Source organism: Motilimonas pumila (assembly GCF_003596335.1).
GTDB classification, from domain to species: Bacteria; Pseudomonadota; Gammaproteobacteria; order Enterobacterales; family CBDFNC01; genus Motilimonas; species Motilimonas pumila.
This window is the reverse complement of record NZ_QZCH01000011.1, coordinates 62,643-76,976: the sequence shown is the minus strand read 5'-3', so window position 1 is coordinate 76,976 and position 14,334 is coordinate 62,643. Positions and strand designations below refer to the sequence as shown.

The window sequence follows — 14,334 nt, the reverse complement described above, 5'->3', positions numbered from 1 at the left end:
GGAAAAGTAAAGCCACCTACGTGGCTTTACTTAATTACTCAGTGATAACAGTGATTACCACATTTTCTTAATGTTGATGGTTGCGTTTAAGCCATCATCAGTTTGGTCAGCTACGTTAATCACTAAACCATGGTGTGGAAGTTTCGTACCTGTAGCAGGACGAACGTAATTTGAATAGTCATCCCAATCGGCAAATTGTGAATTAAAGTTGCTATGGGTATCACCAAAGGTACCTTTAACATAGATTTCCGGTGATGGTTGCCATTCATAGTTTGTCGCATCCGCAATGTGTGGCTGAGTGTTGAAAGCCGCGTCTTTTACTTGGGTTGCTGAGTTAGCTACGCCAGAGAAAGAATAAAGGTACTCATTGCTATTGGCATCGTAGACGTCTTCATTATATTGAATAGGGTCTCTATTTGCGTCAACAACAGACAACCAGCCTTCGCCAGGATGATTCCCTGTCGAGTTATCACCACGCATGTATACATCCAGGTACGAAGTGTCTACGTACCAAATTACAAGACCAGGAGCATATTCGCCAACAGAAGTGTATTTAAGTGCCTCATCAACACCAGTGTGGGCACGCCATTCTAACAAGTAATAATGATCATAAGATTCTACGCCAGTACTGACTTTGAAGCCGTCAAGGAAAAAGGTGTGATCGACGTAAGATTCACTTTCAATATATGCTAACTGTTGTCCGTCAATAGAGAGACTGAAGTTATCAATACCGACCCCTTTACCTTCGTCAGCACCATAGTTTTTGTATTCAATGTATAGATCAACATATTCACCTTTATAGCCAGATAAGTCTACTTCAGCATCTACCCAACCTTGAGTGCTAAAGTCTACTAATTGATATGATTCACCTGCTAGTTGAATTGGTAGTCGATAAAACTCACCCTGGAAATAGGCAGTTGCAAACACTTGTGATTGGGCATCGGTGATGTCAATATTTAATTTTAATTTCACAGTTGCCGAAGCGGTCGCACCAGTCAAGTCAAGTGGGGCGCCAAGGTAACGCCATGTATTGTTCTGATTAGGGCTAATAAAAGATGTTTCTCCAAAAGGCTGAACGCCTTCTATTTGCTTTTCTGGTAAGTCAATCCTTACTACTTGATTACCCGCTTTTTGAAGTGCGGCGGCGCTTAAAGTAACATCCATTCCTGTATGGTCTAACTGGTCTAAATGCAGATTAACGCCTTTTAACCAATTACCACCAAGGGTTGATTGCAGGAACTGTCTAGCAAATGGACTGTAGCCAGTTGGCTGGGTGCCACTAATAAAGCCTGAATACCCCCCTTCGGCCATAATAGACCAATTACCAACGGTACTGCCCGGTACACCTTGTTCGTCAGAAGAGTAATCCACGTCATATTCATCAGGTAAGCCAAGGTCATGTCCGAACTCGTGTGCTACCACACCAGCTGCAGCATCAACCGGCTGAATGGTATAGAAGAATGCAGATACGCCAGGTTTAAGCTCCACTGGGGCAAAATTATCTACCGCCCAACGATGAGACCATATGGCATCGGCAGGCCCTCCTGCTGCTTCATCAATGGCTGCATGATAAATGCTAACATAGTCAATCACGCCGTCACTTTCTTCGAAGTTACCGTCTCCATCGAGGTCATATGGGTCAAGTTGATCGTAATACGCCATATCAAAACTTGGATGATTCACTGCTTGCGATAGCGCTTCAAGAACGAGTTCTCTCGGTGCAACATCATCTCCGCGCTCATCATTTGCACCATAATACGCCATTGGATGTTTTGCCTGATACCAACCAAAAACATTTCCTTGAATGTCATAACTGCCGCCCGATTGCTGGTTAAGGTAGTTTCGCACTGATATCAGTGGCTCGCCGTTTGGGCCAGAATAAGTATCTTTAGCAAACAACATTTCTTGGTAATGCTCAGAAGGAAAACCAGCATAATAATTGATGGTATCAGTAGGCTGTATGTCACTGGCTTTGTTATCAGGAAATTCAATTAGAATAGCTAAGATATGGTCCTGCCTGGTTACCGTCTCTATTTGGGCTTGCTCCGGCTGAGCTAGCATGAGTGGCACTGTGCTGTTGATATTCGCATTGATAAGTTTTTGACGAATAATGGATTTCTTCTTTCCCTCTATGGCAGAAACTTGACTTGCAGGGCCTTGTTGCTGACTAGATTTAGACAAGTTTTTAGCGTGCTTTGGCTGATGATGATTTCCGTGAGCATATACAGCAGTACTCACGCTAAGTGCCAAAAAAGATAAAGCAAGTGACTTAAACATAAAACCTCAATTGATTTAATTTTGAGATTTTAAGATATAGATTTAAAATGAAAAATAAAATAACCGGAGTGACTTAATATATTTATCAATATTGAGTTTGCGATTTTAATCAGCTTTTGACAATAAGCGTATTTATTTTTTTTAATTATTGTGTTTTGACAAAAGTATAGAAATTGCGCACGTAATAATCAGTAAAATAAACGCTATCCATAAACACGCGCTGAGGCCGTAAATTTGATATACCCAGCCGGATAAAACGGTCCCAATTAAGCGGCCCATGGCGTTGGCCATATAGTAAAAGCCAACATCCAGTGATACGCCGTCTTCTTTGGCAAAACTAACGATTAAGTAACTGTGTAGTGACGAGTTAACCGCGAACACGGCGCCAAAGACCAACAAACCCAAGGGCAAAACGTACAAGTTTGGCAAGGGGCTATTTAACGCTAAGGTCAGTAATAGGGTGACACACGCTAATACAGCGGCCCAAATCAGCGCCGCATATTGTGAAGGCGGTTGGCCGCTTTGTTTCCCAGTTATTTTGGGGGCCTGCGCTTGCACTATGCCGTAGCCAATGACCCAAGCCGCCATAAAGCTGCCCACTAAGGTATGACTCCAGCCAAATTCACTGGCCATATATACGGGCACTGCAATCACAAACCATACATCCCTTGCCGCAAACAGACACATGCGAGCACCGGAAAGTACGTTAATTGCGCGGCTTTTTGAAAAGATATCTTTAAACTTAGGTTTGTTTTTAGCTTTGCCTATGTCTTGTTTAAGGCTGACGATACTAAACAGCCAAACCAAGCTCAGGCCTGCCGCCATAATGGCAATGGCCCAGGTGAAACCAAACAATGTCAGCAGCGCCCCGCCAAGGAAAAAACCGACCCCTTTTAAGGCATTTTTTGACCCCGTGAGCAGTGCCACCCAGCGATACAATTGACTCTCTGCGTCTTTAGGCACAAGTTGCTTCACCGCACTTTTGGCGCTCATTTTGTTGAGATCTTTGGCAATGCCAGACAATGCCTGAGCAGCCATCACCAGCACTACGCTAAGGTACTCACCGGGGACTAATAGCATGGCTAAGGCAATTATCTGCAAGCCTAAGCCCAGATTCATGGTTTTATTTAAACCAATCCGAGCGCCTAACCAGCCGCCCAGCAAGTTGGTTACAACACCAAAAAACTCATAAAACACAAACAGCATGGCAATGGCAAAAGGGTCATAACCTAGCTGGTGAAAATGCAGCACCACCAACATCCGAAGCGCGCCGTCGGTCAGGGTAAATGCCCAGTAATTACCGGTCACAATCAGGTATTGTTTTATGGCTGTGGGCAGCTGACTCAATGTGCGCATTGCTAAGCTCTCTGTGTTTCTTTGCTCTTGGGGTTATTTAGTCAGGTCGAGTTGACCGACTTTACGCATTAATTCTGCGGTGCGATTGGCATAGCCCCATTCGTTGTCGTACCACACATAAAGTTTCAGTTGCGTGCCATTGATGACCATGGTTGAAGGCGCATCAATAATTGATGAGCGCGGATCGGTTTTATAATCAACAGAGACTAACGGGCGCGTTTCAAACCCAAGAATGCCAGCCATCTCATTGGCAGCGGCCGCCGCGAGCAGCTCATTGACGGCTTCTACAGTGGTGGCTTGCTGTAATTCAAATACACAATCAGTCAGTGATGCGTTTGCCAGTGGCACTCGCACGGCATGGCCATTTAAGCGGCCTTTGAGCTCAGGAAAGATGTGAGTGATGGCAGTAGCAGAGCCTGTGGTAGTGGGGATCAAACTGGTACCACAAGCACGTGCACGGCGAAGATCTGCGTGCGGCGCATCCAAAATAGTTTGGGTATTGGTAAGGTCATGGATCGTGGTCATGCTGCCATGCTTAATGCCCAGATTTTCATGGATAACTTTGACCACAGGCGCAAGGCAGTTAGTGGTACACGATGCGGCCGTGACAATTTGATGGCTGGCTGGGTTATAGTCTTGGTCATTCACACCCATGACAATATTTAACACGCCGTCCTCTTTGACAGGTGCCGTTACTACCACACGCTTAACGCCTTGATCTAAATAAGCTTGTAATAGAGATTTTTTACGCATGACACCAGAAGCTTCAATGACCACATCACAATCAGACCAATCGGTGTCGGCAATGGCAGCATTTTGGCTACAGTGAATGGTTTGTTCACCCACTGTAATGGTATCGCCTTTGGCACTGGCTTCAAATTGCCAACGACCATGAATGGAATCAAAGTTTAACAGGTGAGCCAAAGTGGCAGCGTCGCCAGCAGGGTCGTTAATTTTGATAAACTCAACATCCGGCCACTGCCAAGCGGCTCGTAGTGCTAAGCGTCCCATGCGGCCAAAGCCATTGATACCTACTTTAATTGTCATGTCTAAATTCCTATTTTGCAGCGAGTTGTTTGAGGTAGTTTAAGTGACTGGTCAATTGCAAAGATTTGGGTTTTACCGCCTGTACCTGCGCGATGGCTTGTTCCAGCTCAACCCCGATCTCCAGTAACAAAATGGCGGCCACCAAACCGGTACGACCATTGCCGCCTTTGCAATGCAGAGCCAAGTTTTGCCCTTGCTTAAGCGCGGCGATAATTGCGGCTTTATGCTGGGTAAAGGCTTGCTCAAAGTCCGCCAATGGCGCCTCGTCATCTTCAACGGGGAGGTGGAACCACATTAAGTCTTGTGAAAGGGTTTCATTCCCAAGCTCTGTCACTTGGTGTTTGGCTAATTCTTGACTCTGCATCATGGTCAAGATGCCGCTGGCCCCCGCGGCTTTAAGCTCGCTGATGGCTTGCTTGAGCGAGGCATCTTTGGTGCCTGGGCAAGGCGTTAATAATAGCTTGGCGCCAGTATCTAATGGTAATTCTGTGATCGGGTGAGCCATATATGTCACTCTACTTTAATGGTTTAGTTAATGCCTTGATAAACAGGGCGATAATATGAACAAAAATGAATGCGCTTAATCAAACCAGTGCCGGGTTTTGTTGGCAAAGGCCACTAACGAAAGCATCACGGGCACTTCTACCAGTACGCCAACTACGGTCGCCAAAGCGGCGCCAGAGTGCAAACCAAATAACGCGATGGCCACGGCGACGGCTAATTCAAAAAAGTTTGAGGTGCCTATCATGCAGGCTGGGGCGGCGATGTTGTGTGGCAGTTTTAGCCATTTTGCTGCGCCGTAAGACAGCGCAAATATGCCGTAGGTTTGCAGCATTAAAGGAATGGCAATCAGAAAGATATGAAAAGGTTTTTCTAAAATGGTGGTGGCTTGGAATGCAAATAACAACAACACGGTGCCAATTAAACCAACCATAGACCAAGGCTTAAACTGCGCCAGCACTTTCTCATAGCGTGATTGGCTGTGGGCTAACAGCTGCTTTCTAACCAGAGCCGCGATGACTAGTGGCAATATTACGTAAAGTAATACCGACCATAATAGGGTTTGCCAAGGCACAGTGATGTCACTGACGCCTAATAAAAAACCGGCAATCGGCGCAAAGGCAAAAATCATTATGATGTCGTTGATAGAAACCTGCACTAAGGTGTAATTAGCGTCCCCTTTCGTGAGTTGACTCCAGACAAACACCATGGCGGTGCAGGGCGCGACCCCAAGTAATATCATGCCTGCTATATATTCACTGGCAGTACTTGGGTCGACCCATTCGACAAACAGTACCTTAAAGAACAACCAACCTAATACCGCCATGGTAAAAGGTTTAATTAACCAGTTGATCGTGAGCGTGAGTAATAAGCCTTTGGGCTTTTTGCCAACGTCTTTCACTGCAGCAAAATCAATTTGCAACATCATGGGAAATATCATGACCCAGATCAGCGCCGCAATCACAATATTGATTTGACCAATTTCAAAGGTGGCGAGCCAAGTGAAAGCGGGTGGGTATAAATTACCAAGCGCAATGCCGACGATGATGGCAATACCTACCCAAACAGAAAGGTAACGTTCAAATAATCCCATGTGAGATCCTTAATTGGTTGGTTAGCAGCAGTTGGCTTTTCGGACAGGGCGATCGCCCATTTGTACCAAGTTGTTCAGTGGGGTCGCCAGAAATTGCGGGTTATCTGATAACGCTGACGCAATACAGGCTCTGGCCCACTCAGGTAATGCTGGATTAATGGCGTAAAAGACCCATTGGCCTTGACGACGGTCGGTGAGAATTTCAGATTTGCGTAATTGGGCGAGATGCCGCGATATTTTAGGCTGACTTTGCTGCAAGGCTTGAGTCAGCTCACACACGCACATCTCTTGTTCATGTTCGATGAGCAGTAAAGATTGCAATCGAGTTTGATCGGCCAGTGCTTTAAAGAAAATAACCGGGTCCATAGTGAGGCTCCAAATTTCATATACTTGATATAATATTCGTTTTTTCATATATGTCAATTTTCATATATGTTAATTTTCATATATGTGGTTTTTCACATATTAAGCCTTGCCTATGTAATAGCAGCTAACCTAGTGACTTGAAGTTAAATGGATATTTGTAATGTCGACTAAAGCCTTAATGAAAGGGAGCTCGTAAGGGGACGAGCATTAACTTTAACAACACTTGAAGCGGTGAACCCAACGAGGCCTGCTTTCGGCCTTAATAGCGGTTTATTGATATAGCGCAAACAGAGCCAGGCTGCTAACTTTTACAATAGGTAAAAATAACAATGATTCTCATTTGTAAGGTGTAGCAGTGAAACTGAGTGAACTAAAACCCGGTCAGCGGGCAAGCATTGTCAGCTTCGATGGCATAGATACGGGTAGCCGTAAAAAGTTATTGGCGATGGGGCTTATTCCTAAAGCGAGCATTGAAATGCTGCGCCACGCGCCAATGGGTGGCCCTTTGCAAATCAGGACTAAAAGTATTTCTCTGGCTCTGCGCCAAGAATTTGCGCAGCAAATTGCGGTGGCCTTGATCGAACCAACTCAGCAAGGGGTAAATGCATGAGTATCACATTAGCTACAGTGGGTAACCCAAACAGCGGTAAAACCACATTGTTTAATGGCCTTACCGGCGCAAATCAAAAAGTGGGTAACTGGAGCGGGGTCACCGTAGATAAGAAGACCGGTCATTTTAACGTTGGTCAGCAAAGCTTCAGCGTCACTGATTTACCTGGGATATACAGCTTAGATGATAATGGCGACAGCAGCTCGATTGATGAGCGAATTGCATTTGAGTATGTCAGTCAGCAAGCGGTTGACCTTATTGTTAACGTGGTTGACGCTACCGCGATTGAGCGCAGCTTGTATTTGACGATGCAGCTTAAAGAGTTGGGTTTACCTATGATAGTGGTGCTCAACAAGATGGACTCGGCCAAGAAAAATGGTTTGAGTATAAATACTAAAGCCCTGAGCAAGCAGTTAAATTGCCCCGTAGTGGCGCTGGCCGCGCGTCAGGCATCACAAGTGGACGGCTTTAAAAATGCGTTGCTCGCGTTCAGCCAAGAGTTAACCAGTATTCAATCTGAGCCAGCTTTAACCCTTGCTTATGGCGATGATCTAGAGCAAGCCTTGGACGCAATAGCTCCTTTACTGACCGACTTACCTATTGCGATGGCAAGGCGAGGTTTAGCATTAAAATGTTTAGAGCTGGATGCCACAATACTCAAACTGTTGAATACCGATGCCGTTAATCAAGTCTATCAAGTTCGTCGTCATTTAGAGCAACAATGTGACATCGACTTACAGCTAGCTGACGTAAGGTACAGCGCCATATATCAAGCTTGCCAGCAAAGCGTTAGCGAAGCCGGTAAGTTGTCACTGCAAACAACCGAGCGCATTGACCGTTGGGTATTGCACCCTGTCTTAGGCGTGCCTATTTTTCTTGCGGTGATGTATTTACTGTTTATGTTCAGTATTAACATCGGCAGCAGCTTTATCGACTTTTTTGATATCAGTTTTGGCGCCGTATTTGTTGATGGCTTTGGTTTGTTACTGAGCAACCTTGGCAGCCCGGTGTGGCTCACTACCATTTTAGCCGGCGGCATTGGCGCGGGTATTCAAACCGTGGCCACATTCATCCCTGTAATTGCTTGTTTGTATTTGTTTTTAACCTTACTCGAGAGCTCAGGCTACCTTGCGCGTGCGGCTTTTGTGGTGGATAAGTTAATGCAAAAAATGGGGCTTCCTGGTAAGTCATTTGTGCCCATGATAGTGGGGTTTGGCTGTAGCGTACCTGCCATTATGGCCGCTCGAACCCTTGACAAAGAGCGCGAGCGTTTACTGACCAGTATTATGTCGCCATTTATGTCATGTGGTGCGCGTTTGCCTGTTTATGCGCTATTCGCCGCGGCATTTTTTCCTTCTCAGGGGCAAAACTTGGTATTTGCACTGTACTTGATTGGTATTTTAGCCGCGATATTTACCGGTTTGGTGTTAAGCCGCACTTTACTGCCAGGTAAAACGGGCAACATGATTTTAGAATTACCGGATTACGAAGTGCCTAAACTAATGCACGTTTGGATCAAAATGTGGCATAAGCTTAAAGCGTTTATTTTTGGTGCCGGTAAAACCATCGTGGTAGTCGTTGCCGTGTTGAGCTTTGTTAACTCTATTGGTACCGATGGCTCATTTGGCAATGAAGACAGTGAGCAATCTGTACTGAGCATCACAGCGCAAGCCGTGACGCCAATATTAGCGCCAATGGGAGTGACGCAAGACAACTGGCCGGCGACGGTAGGTGTGTTAACCGGTATTTTCGCTAAAGAGGCCGTGGTAGGTACGTTGAACAATTTGTACAGCGCTCCGGAATCAGAAGATGGCGCGGAATTTAGCTTAATCGAAAGCCTACAAGAAGCGGTTGCGAGCATTCCCGCTAACCTATCAGGTTTGAGCTTTTCTGATCCTATGGGCATTGAAGTTGGTGAAGTCGGCGATCTCTCTGAGGCGGCAGCTGAGCAGGAAGTGAACGTCAGTGTATTCAGTAATATGCAAGCCAAGTTTGATGGTAAAGCGGGAGCATTTGCTTACCTACTATTCATCTTGCTTTATACGCCTTGCGCTGCTGCTATGGGCGCACTGGTGCGCGAAATTGGTCGTAATTGGGCCATTTTCACCGGCGTATGGACAGGCGCAATGGCCTATGGCAGCGCTGTGTTAGTCTATCAAATAGCCAGCTTTCAGGCGCACCCTGGCAGTTCATTGGCGTGGATCGCGGCCATTATCGCAATTACTTTGGCCACGATTGCCGTAATGCGACGAAAAGGGGACTTGTTAGCGATGGGAGGTCAAATTGATCCTGCAAAAGTTACAAGCTGAGTTAAAGCGAAAAGGGCGCTTAAGTCAGCAGCAGTTATGCCGTACGTTTCGAGTATCGCCAACGGGGCTCGACGCCATGTTGGCCATATTGATAAAACGCGGCCATGTTCATAAGTCGATGGCTTCAGAGGCGGACACTGGTTGCCAATGTCAGCCACAACGCCAAGTTTGGTACAGCTGGCATGACGCAGCACAAATTGCGACGCTGGAAATCCGCTAAACTGTGAACATGATGACCGAGAACCGCATGATATGAAACTTTTTGTCATTTCAGACATCCATGGCGCGGCAGCTTCGCTGCGTCATGCACTTGAAGCTTATGAGGGAAGTGGCGCCGATCATTTGATTATTTTGGGCGATATGTTAAATCATGGTCCGCGCAATGCTTTGCCCCATGATTACGACCCTATGGCGGTGGTGGCCCAGCTCAATGCATTATCTGACGCCATCATTGCAGTGCGAGGAAATTGCGACAGCGAAGTTGACCAGAGTTTGCTGCAGTTTCCACTTGATGCAAGTTATAACCAAATTCCCTGGTTTGGCAGAAAACTGTTTTTGACCCACGGCCACCTTTACAGTACCGAGTGTTTGCCGCCATTGCGTGGCGGTGATGTTTTTTGTTTTGGCCACGTGCATGTGCCAGCTGCAAAGCAACAAGGTGAAATATATCTATTTAACCCGGGCTCTATTGCGATCCCTCGCCAGAGCTACCCTGCGAGTTACGGCATCATTACTGCTGATGCACTTGAAGTAAGGGCGCTAGACTCTGGTGAAATATTGCAACAATGCAGCTTGGTTCCTCAAGTAAAATAACCTCGCCTATCTCCCCCTAATAGTCCTTAAACGACTATGCTAAGTATTTGAATTGCCGCGTAGATAGTTCGTGGTAAACCTGCTGTGTTGTGTAAGGATTGAGAATGGCCCCTTCAAAAACCATCGTCTGTTGCGTCATTGCTGCTGTTATTTTCATTAGCTTTCCAGATACCAGCATTTTGTTGGTTTCGAACATGACACACTTTGCGACCCATGATTTAGGGTTGGCTTATGTGCTGTTTACCTCATTTTTAGTGCTCGTTTGTGCCTTACTCATTTGTTTGCCGATTGGTAAAATCGTGATTGGCGAGCGTTCCCAACCTGAGTTTTCTTTTTTTAGTTGGCTTTGCATGCTGTTTGCCGCTGGTATGGGGTCTGGGCTGGTTTTTTGGGGCGTAGCTGAACCGCTGTCGCACTTTGCCCATGGCCCTGAATTTGCCAAAGGTATTGCCGATCCCCAAGCGCGTGTCCTCGCGCTCACGTATTACAACTGGGGCATACATGCTTGGAGTATCTATGCCATTGCCGCGGTTGTGATGGGGTGGTTTGCCTTTAATAAAGGCCGCTCGATGAATGTTTCTGCCAGTTTTGATGCTAATACGCCTGGCATTAAAGGCTTTGATATTATTGCTGTGATCGCCATTTTATTTGGTATCGCCGGCACTTTGTCAAACAGCATCGCCTTGGTTGAAACGGGAGTCGGGCAGTTGCTGCCAGAGCAAACCCTAGGGCAAACATTTCGAGTGGGTATTTTGATTGTGGTGGCTGTCGGGTACACGCTATCTTCAGTGTTGGGTTTAAATAAGGGCATCAAGTACTTTAGCGCTTTTAACATCAGTTTTATGATTTTGATGTTGATATGTGTGATGATTTTTAGCGCGCCGTTAAGCGTATTACACACTGTGTTTGAATCAGTTCTCTCGTACCTGCAGCTTTTGCCTCACATTATGTTCAGCATTGATGATGCTTCTAAAGAGTGGACCGCGGGGTGGAGCGTAACATACTTTCTGTGGTGGATTGCCTGGGCACCTTTTGTGGGGCCCTTTATTGCGCGTATTAGTCGTGGCCGCTCTATACGTCAGATTGTCACTTGCACCGTGCTTATCCCAACCTTTGCTTCGATTTTATGGTTTAGCAGCTTCACCAGTGGGGTGTTTGAACTCAGCAACTTTAATGAGCTGGTGGCCGCGACATCGTCAGATTATACCCAAGGCTTATTTATGTTTTTTGCCCAAATGCAATGGGGCCATTGGTTATCGTTTGCGGCGGTACTGTTACTGGTGACCTTTGTCATTTCCAGTGTCGACTCGGCTATTTATGTAATTGCGATGTTAACTGCAACCGACAGCCTCAAAACCAAGTTGGTTTGGAGTTTTATTTTGATTGCGTTGGCTATCACCTTGTTGTTTAAAAATAACCCTGACCTCAACAAGCAAATTGCGATTGTGGGCGCTGTGCCGTTTACGCTTATTCTGGGTTTACAGGTGCTAGCTTTTATTCGCAGCGTTTACCAGCAGCAAGCCCAGTAACCCCCAGGAAAGTGAAGAGCTTGTGAAAGCAAGGCTATGTTCGGCTTAATTCTAGGGATTGATGTGGTAGGTTGGCTTGTCTTCCATGATGGTTTGCAGCAGTGAACCATCAAGTAAAACTCTTTTAACAAGCGCAAAACCACCGGCCGTGGGCTGCTTTTGAAATTTTGCAGCAATGATCGGTAAGTGTTGATGAAAGCTTGGTAATGACTGATGTTTAATGCATTGCTCGATAGCCGGAATGATCACTTGCTCAGCGGCCATAATTTCACCCGCCAGTAGCACCTTTTCAGGGTTAAAAAGATTCACCATGATGGCAATTGCTTGGCCGAGGTGTTTGCCCACGTTGACTAATACAGAACTTGCTAAAGCATCACCTTGGGTAGCGGCTTGGCAAATGGAAGCAATGTTAATTTCTTGCTCTGCTAAGCAACTTGGTCGTCCTGCGGCCAATAAGGTTTTAACTTGTTCAACGATCGCGTCGTTTGAAGCAACGGTTTCTAAACAGCCATAGTTGCCGCAGTGGCAAGGTTTGCCCAGAGGATCAATTTGAATATGGCCGATTTCACCGACATTACGATTGCTGCCTAAAAATACTTGGCCGCGAGAAATAATACCCGAACCAGTGCCGTGATGAACGCTGATAAGAATTGAGTCTGCGCAATCTTGAGAATTGCCAAAATAATGTTCAGCCAGCGCCATCGCGCGGGTATCGTTACCTATATATGCAGGAATATTAAAGTACGCGGTTAAATACTCTCCCAAGGGGCAGTCGCGCATTTGATACCTTGGGGTATAGATAACATGGCCTGTTTGTGGGTTGATTAAACCGGACATGGTCACGGCAATGGCCAGTAACCGTTTATTATTATGGCTGTATTGGTCAATGAAAGCTTCAAGCGTTGACGTTAACAGGTCGATCAATGCTTGCTGTTCGGTGACTTGTATGGGTAATTGTAAACCTGCCTGTTCTTCACCGGCTAAGTCGTACAAGGTTAACGTTAATAGTCGTCGCCCAATTTTAGCAGCCACGAAATGAAATTTGTTTTTTTCAGTAGTGAGGGAAATCGCTCGGCGGCCACCCGTGGAAGCTTGCTGAGCCACTTCTTTAATTAAGTCGTGGGCCAGTAACTGGCGAGTGATTTTAGTGACGCTGGCCGGTGCAAGCTGGCTTAGCTCGGCTATTTTCACCCGAGAGATGGGACCTTGTTGATCAATTAAGCGGTAAACAGCGGCGCTGTTTACCTGCTTGATCAAATCAACATTCGCGATTTGCCCTTTATGCATATTACTTTTGCTTGTAAATGCCGTTGACTACGGTGCCAGTTACCTGGTAATCCGCGTCAAAGATAGCCAAGTTAGCAACTTTACCCGGGGCAATTGCACCTAGCTTATCGTCTGCTTTAATGGCTTTTGCGGCGTACAAGGTGGCCATACGGATAGCTTCATCCAGTTCAATGCCAACGTGTTTAACCGTGTTTTCCACTGACTCCATCATGGTGACTGCGCTGCCACCTAAGGTACCGTCGGCGCCAAAACATTTACCGTCTTTGTAATAAACAGTCGTGCCTACAAAATCAAATTGATCAATATTGGCACCAGCTGGCGCGGTTGCGTCAGACACTAATACCAGTTTTTCGCCCTTGATTTTTTTCGAAATGCGAACATTTGGGTAAGCAACGTGGAAACCATCCACGATAATGCCGGTGTAAACATCGTCATTGTCGTAAATCGCGCCCAGTACTCCAGGCTCACGACCTGTCATCGGCGACATTGCATTGAATAGGTGAGTCGCAAAACGCGCGCCAGCATCAATAGCCGCTTGTGCTTGCTCGTAGGTTGCATTGGTGTGACCCAAAGAAACCAGTACACCCGCTGCCGTTAGTTGTTTGATAACCGCTAATGGCGTATTTTCAGGCGCTAAGGTTACCTTCGCCACGATATCTGCGTTTTCACAGATAAGGTCAATCATGTCTTGTGATGGTTCACGGATGAACTCAGGACGATGAATGCCTTTTTTCTCAAGGCTGAGGTATGGTCCTTCTAGGTGCAACCCTAATACTTCATTAGGTGTTGCATCCATGTATTCACGACCCACTTTAAGTGCCGCTTTCATGTCTTCGTCAGAAGAGGTGATAAGCGTCGGTAGGTAGCTGGTACAACCTGACTTCAGATTAGCTTGTTGCATGATTTGCAACGTTTTTACCGAAACGTCGTCATTAAACATCACGCCGCCACAACCATTAAGCTGTAAATCGATAAAACCTGGCGCAAGGTTTGCGCCTTTTAAATCCACTGTGTCGATACCTGCTGGCAAATCGCCAGCAGCTACGATGGAGTGGATAGCGTCACCGTCAACCAAAACCGCGTGCTCAGTTAACACGGCTTCAGTGGTGTAAATTGTACAATTCGTTAATGCGTACATGTCCACTC

At 46.1% G+C, this 14,334-nt stretch carries 13 protein-coding genes; 5 read left to right on the top strand and 8 right to left on the bottom strand.

Going from position 1 to position 14,334, the window contains the following annotated elements; all coding sequences use genetic code 11:
* Positions 1-54: 54 nt before the first annotated feature.
* The 6 genes from D1Z90_RS10050 to D1Z90_RS10025 all read right to left on the bottom strand — a co-directional run bounded on the left by D1Z90_RS10050 (position 55) and on the right by D1Z90_RS10025 (position 6,640).
* Positions 55-2,277, bottom strand: a complete 2,223-nt coding sequence (locus D1Z90_RS10050) for an immune inhibitor A domain-containing protein (protein WP_119910619.1) — start codon at positions 2,275-2,277, stop codon at positions 55-57.
* Between the two features lie 141 nt (positions 2,278-2,418).
* Positions 2,419-3,633, bottom strand: a complete 1,215-nt coding sequence (gene arsJ / locus D1Z90_RS10045) for an organoarsenical effux MFS transporter ArsJ (protein WP_119910618.1) — start codon at positions 3,631-3,633, stop codon at positions 2,419-2,421.
* A gap of 33 nt (positions 3,634-3,666) precedes the next feature.
* A complete protein-coding gene (locus D1Z90_RS10040; protein WP_119910617.1) occupies positions 3,667-4,680 on the bottom strand; it encodes an ArsJ-associated glyceraldehyde-3-phosphate dehydrogenase in 1,014 nt (337 codons plus the stop codon).
* Positions 4,681-4,690: 10 nt separating this feature from the next.
* Positions 4,691-5,185 carry a phosphatase domain-containing protein gene (locus D1Z90_RS10035; RefSeq protein ID WP_119910616.1) on the bottom strand — a complete coding sequence of 165 codons (495 nt, stop codon included), beginning with the start codon at positions 5,183-5,185 and terminating at the stop codon, positions 4,691-4,693.
* A 75-nt stretch (positions 5,186-5,260) separates the two neighbouring features.
* On the bottom strand, positions 5,261-6,274 hold the full coding sequence (gene arsB, locus D1Z90_RS10030) for an ACR3 family arsenite efflux transporter (protein WP_119910615.1): 1,014 nt from the start codon (positions 6,272-6,274) through the stop codon (positions 5,261-5,263).
* Positions 6,275-6,295: 21 nt separating this feature from the next.
* A complete protein-coding gene (locus D1Z90_RS10025) occupies positions 6,296-6,640 on the bottom strand; it encodes a metalloregulator ArsR/SmtB family transcription factor (protein WP_119910614.1) in 345 nt (114 codons plus the stop codon).
* A gap of 355 nt (positions 6,641-6,995) precedes the next feature.
* On the opposite strand from D1Z90_RS10025, the gene D1Z90_RS10020 reads away from it, so the two are divergent.
* From D1Z90_RS10020 to D1Z90_RS10000, 5 genes are all read left to right on the top strand, one after another.
* Positions 6,996-7,250 carry a FeoA family protein gene (locus tag D1Z90_RS10020; RefSeq protein ID WP_119910613.1) on the top strand — a complete coding sequence of 85 codons (255 nt, stop codon included), beginning with the start codon at positions 6,996-6,998 and terminating at the stop codon, positions 7,248-7,250.
* Complete coding sequence (gene feoB / locus D1Z90_RS10015; protein ID WP_119910612.1) at positions 7,247-9,559, top strand: Fe(2+) transporter permease subunit FeoB; 2,313 nt, start codon at positions 7,247-7,249, stop codon at positions 9,557-9,559. The genes D1Z90_RS10020 and feoB overlap by 4 nt, the downstream gene beginning before the upstream one ends.
* Positions 9,534-9,779 (top strand): FeoC-like transcriptional regulator, encoded by a 246-nt coding sequence (locus tag D1Z90_RS10010; protein WP_119910611.1) that lies wholly within the window; start codon positions 9,534-9,536, stop codon positions 9,777-9,779. Before feoB ends, D1Z90_RS10010 begins: the two co-directional genes overlap by 26 nt.
* Positions 9,780-9,811: 32 nt before the next feature.
* Positions 9,812-10,372: a phosphodiesterase gene (yfcE, locus tag D1Z90_RS10005; protein WP_119910610.1), complete on the top strand. Its 561-nt coding sequence runs from the start codon at positions 9,812-9,814 to the stop codon at positions 10,370-10,372.
* Positions 10,373-10,476: 104 nt separating this feature from the next.
* The gene (locus D1Z90_RS10000) at positions 10,477-11,901 is read left to right on the top strand and encodes a BCCT family transporter (RefSeq protein ID WP_119910609.1); all 1,425 of its coding nucleotides are present in this window, start codon (positions 10,477-10,479) and stop codon (positions 11,899-11,901) included.
* 51 nt (positions 11,902-11,952) lie between these two features.
* Here D1Z90_RS10000 and D1Z90_RS09995 read toward each other — a convergent pair whose 3' ends face one another.
* Together D1Z90_RS09995 and nagA are read right to left on the bottom strand one after the other, a co-directional pair.
* Positions 11,953-13,188 (bottom strand): ROK family protein, encoded by a 1,236-nt coding sequence (locus D1Z90_RS09995; RefSeq protein ID WP_119910608.1) that lies wholly within the window; start codon positions 13,186-13,188, stop codon positions 11,953-11,955.
* 1 nt (position 13,189) lies between these two features.
* Positions 13,190-14,326, bottom strand: coding sequence for an N-acetylglucosamine-6-phosphate deacetylase (nagA, locus tag D1Z90_RS09990; protein ID WP_119910607.1), 1,137 nt, complete (start codon positions 14,324-14,326; stop codon positions 13,190-13,192).
* Positions 14,327-14,334: the final 8 nt, after the last annotated feature.

Bases quoted from the DNA above. Each gene is read 5' to 3' on its own strand.
- arsB (WP_119910615.1), bottom strand. From the start codon at position 6,274: ATGGGATTATTTGAACGTTACCTTTCTGTTTGGGTAGGTATTGCCATC.
- arsJ (WP_119910618.1), bottom strand. From the start codon at position 3,633: ATGCGCACATTGAGTCAGCTGCCCACAGCCATAAAACAATACCTGATT.
- D1Z90_RS10050 (WP_119910619.1), bottom strand. From the start codon at position 2,277: ATGTTTAAGTCACTTGCTTTATCTTTTTTGGCACTTAGCGTGAGTACT.
- yfcE (WP_119910610.1), top strand. From the start codon at position 9,812: ATGAAACTTTTTGTCATTTCAGACATCCATGGCGCGGCAGCTTCGCTG.
- D1Z90_RS10040 (WP_119910617.1), bottom strand. From the start codon at position 4,680: ATGACAATTAAAGTAGGTATCAATGGCTTTGGCCGCATGGGACGCTTA.
- D1Z90_RS09995 (WP_119910608.1), bottom strand. From the start codon at position 13,188: ATGCATAAAGGGCAAATCGCGAATGTTGATTTGATCAAGCAGGTAAAC.
- D1Z90_RS10000 (WP_119910609.1), top strand. From the start codon at position 10,477: ATGGCCCCTTCAAAAACCATCGTCTGTTGCGTCATTGCTGCTGTTATT.
- D1Z90_RS10035 (WP_119910616.1), bottom strand. From the start codon at position 5,185: ATGGCTCACCCGATCACAGAATTACCATTAGATACTGGCGCCAAGCTA.
- nagA (WP_119910607.1), bottom strand. From the start codon at position 14,326: ATGTACGCATTAACGAATTGTACAATTTACACCACTGAAGCCGTGTTA.
- D1Z90_RS10025 (WP_119910614.1), bottom strand. From the start codon at position 6,640: ATGGACCCGGTTATTTTCTTTAAAGCACTGGCCGATCAAACTCGATTG.
- feoB (WP_119910612.1), top strand. From the start codon at position 7,247: ATGAGTATCACATTAGCTACAGTGGGTAACCCAAACAGCGGTAAAACC.